The 8,856-nt window shown below is 71.2% G+C and carries 5 protein-coding genes and 1 pseudogene; 2 read left to right on the forward strand and 4 right to left on the reverse strand.

Annotated elements, in window-relative coordinates:
* Positions 1-38 precede the first annotated feature (38 nt).
* The gene (locus RMO85_RS08355; protein WP_310528267.1) at positions 39-899 is read right to left on the reverse strand and encodes a class I SAM-dependent methyltransferase; all 861 of its coding nucleotides are present in this window, start codon (positions 897-899) and stop codon (positions 39-41) included.
* A gap of 77 nt (positions 900-976) precedes the next feature.
* Between RMO85_RS08355 and RMO85_RS08360 the strand changes: the two genes are divergently transcribed.
* Both RMO85_RS08360 and RMO85_RS08365 read left to right on the forward strand, forming a co-directional pair.
* Positions 977-1,723, forward strand: a complete 747-nt coding sequence (locus RMO85_RS08360) for a winged helix-turn-helix transcriptional regulator (RefSeq protein WP_310528271.1) — start codon at positions 977-979, stop codon at positions 1,721-1,723.
* A gap of 64 nt (positions 1,724-1,787) precedes the next feature.
* The gene (locus tag RMO85_RS08365; RefSeq protein ID WP_310528268.1) at positions 1,788-2,486 is read left to right on the forward strand and encodes an NAD-dependent deacylase; all 699 of its coding nucleotides are present in this window, start codon (positions 1,788-1,790) and stop codon (positions 2,484-2,486) included.
* A 19-nt stretch (positions 2,487-2,505) separates the two neighbouring features.
* Here RMO85_RS08365 and RMO85_RS08370 read toward each other — a convergent pair whose 3' ends face one another.
* From RMO85_RS08370 to RMO85_RS08380, 3 genes and pseudogenes are all read right to left on the reverse strand, one after another.
* Entirely contained in the window at positions 2,506-4,332 is a 1,827-nt protein-coding gene (locus tag RMO85_RS08370) for an ATP-binding protein (RefSeq protein ID WP_310528269.1), read from the reverse strand.
* A gap of 65 nt (positions 4,333-4,397) precedes the next feature.
* Positions 4,398-8,507 carry a malto-oligosyltrehalose synthase gene (gene treY, locus RMO85_RS08375; RefSeq protein WP_310528270.1) on the reverse strand — a complete coding sequence of 1,370 codons (4,110 nt, stop codon included), beginning with the start codon at positions 8,505-8,507 and terminating at the stop codon, positions 4,398-4,400.
* A pseudogene (locus tag RMO85_RS08380) lies at positions 8,507-8,856 on the reverse strand (hypothetical protein); the annotation flags it as partial. The gene treY and the pseudogene RMO85_RS08380, both read right to left, overlap by 1 nt.

The following is an 8,856-nucleotide window of genomic DNA, read 5'->3' on the forward strand; positions in this document are numbered from 1 at the left end:
TTCGCGGTGGGGAATCCTGGCCGGCCGGTGTCGTCGCCTCACTTGACGCCGGTCACCACCAGCATCTCGCACGGCCCCACGAAACCGTCCGGTCCCTCGAACCTGCCCAGCGCCTCGGTGATCTCCCGCCACGCGGCGGCCCGTTCGCCCTCGTCGACGCCCGCGAGCATCTGATGCAGTGCCCCGAAGGATTCCTGCTCGAAGCGCACGCAGTCCGCCGCGCGCGCCATGCGGACTGGTGAGGGCACGCTGGTGACCGTGACGTCGTGGAGTCCCGCAGCGAGGAAGACGTCCTCGGCGACGCCGGGCGCGCCCAGGCTGAACGGTCCCGGCTGGCCCGGCAGCGGCGGCGGCAGCTGAGCGATGCGACGGATGATCCCGACCGGCAGCGAGAAGAACTCGTTGCGCTCCGCAGTGGAGTAGACAACGGCCGACAGACGTCCGCCGGGTCGCAGAGCTCGGCACATGCCCGCCAGGGCTGCGGACTGGTCCGGGAAGTAGATCAGCCCGACCCGCGAGATCACTGCGTCGTACGACGACGGCTCAACGCCGACAAGGCTCTCCCCGTCTGCCACCAGCGTGTGCACCTGCGGGAGGCCGGCTCGATCTGCCGCCCGTGCGGCGTACTCCAGGATCGTCGGTGAGATGTCTGTGGCCAGCACGTGTCCGGACGGGCCGACCCGTTCGGCCGCAACGAGTGTCTGTCCGCCAGCACCAGCGGCGACGTCGAGCACCCGGCTGCCGGTGATGATCCCTGCCGCATCGAGCATGACGTCGGTTGCGTCGCCGAGCCAGTCCTCGATGGCAGGACCCCAGCGGTCCCAGGCATCGGCTGCGGTCTCCCATTGGGCGAGGGTGGTCCGCTTGTAGGCAGCGGGATCAAAGGTGGCGGTGGTCATCGCAGGCTCCTCGGGATGGGTGATGTGTCGGGCATCTCGAGTACACCGCCGGTGGGCCGCATCGCCCAGTGCAGGGAATGGACCAAGCCGGTATTGATTCCGTACTGGTCAGGAGAGGCAGGACCGCACAGACTGGCTCGATGCGCGACTACAACCAGTACTGCCCCGTGGCCCTCGCGAGCGAGGTCCTCGCGGACCGGTGGACGCCTCTCATCGCGCGCGAACTCGTTCTGGGGGCCAACCGCTTCAACGACATTGCACGCGGTCTGCCGGGGATCTCGCGCACGCTGCTGCTCCAGCGGCTGTTGCACCTGGAACGGCGCGGCGTCCTGGACCGGGTTCCGGTCAAGGGCGGCCATGAGTACCACCTGACCGACGCCGGGCGTGATCTCGAGTCGGTGATCATGGCCTTCGGGGAATGGGCGGTGCGTTGGATGTTCGCCGAACCCGAGCCCCGCGAGGTTGATCCGGTCTCGCTGACCTGGTGGATGTCGCGGCGGCTTGACGCGGATCGCCTGCCGGCGCGTCGAGTTGTTGTGGAGTTCGCCTACACCGGCCTCGAACCGACTCGGATCTGGCTCGTGCTGGACCGCGGCGAGGCATCGGTGTGCACCAGCCATCCGGGCTTCGAGTCTGATGTGACGGTGACGACCGACCCGGTGGCGCTGATGCGAGTCTTCTCCGGAATCGTCAGTCTGGGTCAGTCGCGCGCCTCGGGGCTGATCGAGGTGACCGGCCAACCCGGCCTGGTCCGGCAGTTCCCGGGCTGGTTCCTGTGGAGTCCCTTCGCCCCGGCGGTGCGCGCTCGGATGGCAACCGGCTGAAACCATCGGCCTCCTTGCCGGAAGGCGCCAGAGCCCGTGGACGGCGTCCCTGATACTTGGTGCCATGAGACAGCAGCGCGTCGTCGTCCTCACCGGCGCCGGTATCTCCGCCGAGAGCGGGCTGGCCACGTTCCGCGACGCCGGCGGGCTCTGGGAGGGCCACGACCCGATGGTCGTCGCCACGCCCGAAGCCTTCGCCGACGATCCGGACCTGGTGCAGCGCTTCTACGACGAGCGCCGCGCCGCGCTCGGTCAGGTCCAGCCCAACGCGGCCCACAGGGCGCTGGCCCGGCTCGAGGACGAGCTCGGCACCAACCTGTACCTCGTCACCCAGAACATCGACGACCTGCACGAGCGCGCCGGGTCGAGTCGGGTGCACCACATGCACGGTCGGTTGCGGGCAGCGTGGTGTACGTCGTGCGGCGAGCGCCACGAGTGGACGTCGCCCCTGATCGGTGAGCCGCCGTGCCCCTCCTGCACCTCGGCGACCCTGCGGCCCGACGTGGTGTGGTTCGGCGAGGTGCCCTACGACATGCACGCGATCCACGAGGCGCTGTGGGCCTGCGACCTGTTCGTCTCGATCGGCACGTCCGGCCTGGTCTATCCGGCCGCCGCGTTCGTGCACTACGCGATCGGCAACGGCACCCGCACGCTCGAGCTGAACCTCGATGCGAGCGACGGCAGCAGCGACTTCCACGAATCGCGGCGCGGTCGCGCCACCGAGCTGGTCCCGGCCTGGGTCGACGAGCTCCTCGACCGCTGAGGTCGACTCACACGCTGACTCAGCCGGGCGCGGTCAGCGGCGGGCCGCCGGCGGCGGGCAGCAGGACCTGGAACGTCGCCCCCTGCGCGCGGGTGGAGACGACCGAGACTGTGCCGCCATGGCGGACCAGGACCTGCCGCACGATGCTGAGGCCGAGGCCATGACCGGAGCGGGACATGGCAGCAGGGTCGGCGGACCGGAAGAACTCGCCGAACAACAGCTCCTGGTCCGTCGAGGAGATCCCGATGCCGTGGTCGCGGACGGTGAGCGCCACCGCATCGTCGTCGCCGCTCAGGTCCACCTCGACGACTCCACCTCGGTGGGAGTACTTCACCGCGTTGTCGAGCAGGGCTCCGATGCACCGGGACAGCTCGAGGGGATGTCCCTGGACCGAGGAGCCGCCGGTGACCGAGAGCTCGATCGAGACGTCTCGGTGCTCGGCCTGCGGAGTCGCGACGGCGATCGCCTCGGTGAGGAGTCCCGCCAGCTCGAGCGTCGCCGTGCTCATCGGGCTCGCCGAGTCGGCCAGGCGGGACACCAACGAGAGGTCCTGGGCCAGTGCGGTGAGTCGGGCCGTGTTGCGGATCATCGGCACGACCGAGCGCTGGGCGTCGGCAGGCAGATCCATGGCCACGAGCAGATCGAGGTGACCGGAGACCAGGGCGAGCGGGTTCTGCAGCTCGCGCGCCACGGACTCGATCAGGGTCCGCCGATAGTCGCCCAGCTCGCGCAGGGCAGCCACGGCTGACCACTCCCGCGCATTGGCCTGTGCATTCAGGATCGCCCGTCCCAGGTCGTGGGCGACGTCCAGGGCCGCGGAGCTCTCGTCGTCGGTCCAGCGCGGCGCATCGACGTCACGCGCCACAGCCAGCATCGCCAGGGCGTCCGCCCCCGCCCCGATGGGCACCAGGGCGATCTCGCGCAGGCCTCGCGCGGACACCTGCGGCGTGAGTTGGTCGCGGAAGTGCGCGTCGAGGTCGTCATCGCCCCAGACACGATCGGGCTCGATGATCAGGACTGCCTGCCGCTCCCAGGCGCTGACCATCGCTGAGCCCAGGGCCGCTCGCACCTCGGGCCCGAGCTCCGGGCTGCCCTCGGTCCCGATCGGGCGTCCGAGCTCGCGGTCCAACGCGTCGAGGGTGTCGATCCACAGACCGTGCGCCCGGAACGGCTCGCGGCACTGCACGCGGACGATCGAGAACAGCTCGCCGAGATCGGCATGCGGTGAGGCCGAGCGGATGACTGCTCGGGTGGCACTGGCCAGCCTGATCCGCTGGGCGAACTCCTCGCGCTCGATCTGGACGAGGATGCCGTGCAGGCTCTGCTGGATCACGCGCTCGAGGTCGGTGAGCTGCACGAGGGTGGGCCGCAGGCAGTCACGGGGCTCGTCGAAGTAGACGAGCGCGCGCATCTTGTCCTGGTCATCGCAGACCTGCGCGATCAGCATGTCCTCCGCGTGCCACCTGGTCGGGTCGTTGCCGGGCTGAACGGCCGGGAAGACGCCGTAGGGGCGCATCCGGTCGATGGCCTCGGGGGTCATGTCCTCGGAACGCACGAACCTCAGCACGCCGACCTCGACGCCGAGCTCGAGGGCGGGATACATGGCTGACAACGGCGAGCCGGCGCCGTCGTACTCACTGCGCGTGACCTGGTTGTCGGTCGCCAGTGCCACGAACTCGAGCATGTCGTCACTACGCAGCACCTCGATGGCACACGCGTCGAAGCCCGTGAGCCGGCGAAGGCTCTCGGCGGTCTCCGACATGGCGCGGCGCGATGCCTGGTCCCCCCACCCGTGTCGGCGAGGTCGCACGATGCTCGCGACCGCAACCGATTCCTGGCTGGTCATCCCGCCTCCTTCCCGAGGACGATCCCACGCATCCGGGTCCCGCACCTAGGTTTCGGAGCCGCCAGTCAGCGTGTACGCCGCAGCAGCGCACCCGCGTGCGGCGGCAGCGTGATGCCGCCCGCGACCAGCGACGCGCCGGCCGGAGTGGTGAAGAGGACCTCGTGCTCGCCCGACAGCTCTACGTCAGCCGCGGCGGTGCCGACGTTGACGACCACGCTCACCGAGCCTCGTCGCAGCACCAGCGTGCGTGCCTCCTCGTCGACGACCACGTCCACCCGGCGCAGGTCGGGGTCGGTCAGCTCGGGCACCTCACGTCGCAGGCCGGCGAGCGCGCGATAGACCTCGAGCAGCACGGCGTGCCGCCCGGTGCCCAGCTCGTCCCAGTCCAGCTTGGACCGCTCGTACGTCGCCGGGTCCTGCGGGTCGGGAACCACGGTCGGGTCCCAGCCCATCCGCTCGAACTCCGAGAGCCGCCCCTCGGCGGTCGCCGCGCCCAGCTCGGGCTCGGGGTGCGAGGTGAAGAACGCGAACGGTGTCGAGGCCGCCCACTCCTCGCCCTGGAAGAGCATCGGGGTGAACGGCGAGGAGAGGGTGAGCAGCGCCGCACAGGCCAGCTGGTCGTCGTCGAGCGCCTCGGTGACCCGGTCGCCACGCGCGCGGTTGCCGATCTGGTCGTGGTTCTGGCTGGCCACCACGAGCCGCCACCCCGGCATCCGGTCCACGTCGACCGGCACGCCGTGCGGGCGGTTGCGGAAGGAGCTGAAGGTGCCGTCGTGGAAGAACCCACGGGTGAGCACCTTGCCCAGGGCGGACAGCGGCTCGAAGTCGGCGTAGTAGCCCTCCGTCTCGCCGGTGAGCGCGACGTGGAGGGCGTGGTGGAAGTCGTCGCTCCACTGCGCGTCGAGCCCGTAGCCGCCCGCCTCGCGCGGCGTCACGAGCAACGGATCGTTGAGGTCGGACTCGGCGATCAGGGTCAGTGGCCGGCGCAGATGGGCCGACAGGGCGGCCACCTCGACCGCCATCTCCTCGAGCAGGTGGGTCGGCGACTCGTCGGCCAGTGCGTGCACGGCGTCGAGCCGCAGCCCGTCGAGGTGCATGTCGGTGAACCACGACCGGACGCTGTCGAGGATGTAGCGGCGGACCTCGTGGCTGCCCTCCCCGTCGAGGTTGACGAGGTCACCCCACGTGTTGGCGCCCTCCTTGAGATAGGGCCCGAAGACCGGCAGGTAGTTGCCCGAGGGGCCGAGGTGGTTGTGCACCACGTCCTGGATGACGCCGATCCCGGCCGCGTGGCAGCCGTCGACGAACCGCTGGTAGGCCGCCGGGCCGCCGTACTGCTCCTGCACGGCCGACCACAGGACGCCGTCGTAGCCCCAGTTGTGGGAGCCGTTGAACGCGTTGACGGGCATCACCTCGACGAGGTCGACCCCGATCGAGCGCAGGTGGTCCAGCTTGCCGAGCGCGGCGTCGAAGGTGCCCTCGGGCGTGAACGTGCCGACGTGCAGCTCGTAGATCACCGAGCCGGCGAGCTGGCGCCCGGTCCAGGCCGCGTCGGCCCAGGCGTGTGCGCCCGGGTCGAAGGTGCGCGAGAGCGCGTGCACCCCCGCGGGCTGGCGGCGCGAGCGCGGGTCGGGCAGCGGCCGGTCGGCCTCGTCGACGAGGTAGCCGTAGTCGACCTCACCGCCGGGCACCGGGCCGGCGGGGGTCCACCAGTCGTCGGCTCGACGGGTCATCGGCACCCGCTCGTCGCCGACCTGGAGGGTGAGTGTCCGAGCACGCGGCGCCCACACGTCGAAGCGACCACGGATGGCGGGAAGTGGTGCGGCGCTGCGGGTCAGCAGTGCGACCGGCAGGTCGGCCAACAGTTCGGCGACGGGGACATCACCGGTCACGATGCGCCCGGAGATCGCGTCGGTCCACTCCCCGGCCGGTAGCGCGAGAGTGGTCGCGCCCCAACCACCGCGGCTGGCAAGGCCGAGCGGCAGGCGGGTGGCCACGGTGACCGCCCCGCCGCGGTCGAAGGCAAGCAGGTGCTCGGCGGCGTCGCCGGTCACCGCGAGGGGAGCGTAGGAGTCGAACAGCTCAGCCTGCTCGCGCCGGGCCAGGAGCCCGGCCCGGGTGACGAGCAGCTTGGCCGCCCCGGGGTCGTCGACGCCGCCGGTCAGCGACGGGCGCAGGCCGTCCTCGATCTTGGCCAGTCGGCTGCGGCGTACGTCGTAGTCGACCGGTCGCCGGTTGTCGGGGTCGACCAAGGACTGCTCCCACAGCTCGCTGCCCTGGTAGACGTCGGGCACTCCCGGCATCGTGAGGGCGACGAGCTTGGCGCTCAAGGCGTTGCTCCAGCCCGCGTCGGCGACGACACCGAGCACCTCCTCGACGACGGCGCGCACCTCGGGCCGGTCGATCGCGGCGTCCACGGCGGCGTGCACTGCGGCCTCGTAGTCCCCGTCGGGCTCGGTCCACTGGGTGCGGTCTCCGGCTTCGCGCATCGCCTTCTCGGCATAGGCGTGCAGGCGCTCGCGCCAGTCGGAATCGAGACCGGCAGCCGGCCAGGCACCCACGACGGCCTGCCACAGCAGGTTGCCGAAGCCGGGGTCGGGCAGCGGCACGAGCCGCAGCAGCCGGTCGAGCGCGCGCTCCCAGGTGTCGGGGACCTCGGCGAGCGCGGTGATCCGGGCGCGGACGTCCTCGCCGCGCTTGGTGTCGTGGGTGGACAGCGCGGTCATCGCGTGCGGCCACTCGCGCTGGCGGGTGGCCATCGCGTCGTGCCACTGCCCCGTGGTGAGCGAGAAGACGGACGGGTCGGCGCCGACCTCGTTGAGCGAGGAGAGCCGCGACCAGCGGTAGAAGGAGCAGTCCTCGACGCCCTTGGCCATGACCATGCCGGAGGTCTGCTGGAAGCGCAGCGCGGGCGGCTGGCTCGCGTCGGACAGCACCGGGAGCAGGACGTCGAGGGTGGCGGCGAGGTCGGGGCGGTGCTCACGGGCCGACGCGAAGGCCTCGTCGAGGTGGTGCCGACCACCGGGGAGGTAGGAGCGGTAGACCGGGAAGCAGGCCAGCAGCTCGCCGACCGCGTCCTCGGTGTCGGCCGGGGCGTCGGGGATCGCCACTCGCAGCTCGCGGCCGATGCGCAGCACCTCGGAGCGGAGGATGCCGTCCGCCACGGCGCGCTTGTTGTCGTGCACCATCGCTGCCCAGTCGACCGGCCCGCCACGCAGCCGCTCGTCCAGTGCGCCGAGGGCAGCGGCCGCGGTCGGGTCGGTGAGGACCCGGTCGATCAGCGCCATGGCGTCGTACCCGGTGGTGCCGGCGGTCGGCCACTCCGGCGCTAGCTCCTCGCCGGGCTCCAGGATCTTCTCGACCAGCACATAGGCGTCGCCGGTCAGCTCGGCGAGGTCGCGCAGGTAGCCCTCGGGGTCCCGCAGGCCGTCGGGGTGGTCGACGCGCAGCCCGTCGACGAGACCCTCGGTGAACCACCGGCCGATCTCGTCGTGTGAGCGGTCGAACCACTCGCGGTCCTCGACCCGGATCGCGGCCAGGCTGTTGACGGCGAAGAACCGGCGGTAGTTGAGGCCGGCATCGGCCAGCCGCCAGGACACGAGCTCGTAGTGCTGCCGGGCATGCACGTCCTGGGCATCCAGCCTGTGCTCGTCCATGTCATCGGCGCTGCCGGGAGCGAGCGGAAAGGCGTTGTCGTGGTAGAGCAGCTGGCCGGCCTCGACTGCGAGGTGGGCGATGGTGCCGTCCTCCGCGAGGTCGTCGTCGCCGACCACCGGGATCCGGATCCGCCCCCCGCCTGCGGCCCAGTCGATGTCGAATGCCTCGGCATAGTCGGAGGACTGACCGTGGGTGAGGACCGACCACCACCAGGCGTTGTCGCTCGCGCTCGCGACGCCGACGTGGTTGGGCACGATGTCGACCAGCACACCCATGCCGAGGCGGTGCGCCTCGGCCGAGACCGCCGCCAGCCCGGAGACGCCGCCACGGGCAGCGTCGATGCGGCCGTGGTCGGAGACGTCGTACCCGTGGTTGCTGTGCGACTCGGCCGCCAGCAGCGGCGAGAGGTAGACCCAGTCCACACCGAGGTCGTGCAGATAGGGCAGCACGTGGGCCGCCGCGTGCAGGTCGAAGTCCTCGGTGATCTGGAGCCGGTAGGTGCTGACGGGCGTGCGCATCAGCCGACGGTGTCGGTGCGGTGCCGCTGGTCGGCGCCCGGCGTGGAGTCCTCGGCTCCGGTGTCGGCGAGCGAGGCGAGGGAGGCGGCGACCGAGTGGTCGACCTCCTGCTCGGGCTCGGCGTGCTCGCGGAGCACGACGAGGCTGTGCGTCGCGATAGCCACACTGGCACCGGCGGCATGGGTCTGGGCGGTGTCGGCGGACCCGCCGGTGTCGATGACGACGTCCCACGCCGCGGCGTACTCGTCCGGAGGCAGGGTCACGTCGGCCGGGCCGTCGGCGTTGAAGTAGACCAGGAAGTGGTCGTCGGTGATGGTGCCGCCGCGGGCGTCCTTGCCGGCGATGCCGT

The sequence above is a fragment of the Nocardioides sp. genome (assembly GCF_031422975.1).
Taxonomy (GTDB): Bacteria; Actinomycetota; Actinomycetes; order Propionibacteriales; family Nocardioidaceae; genus Nocardioides.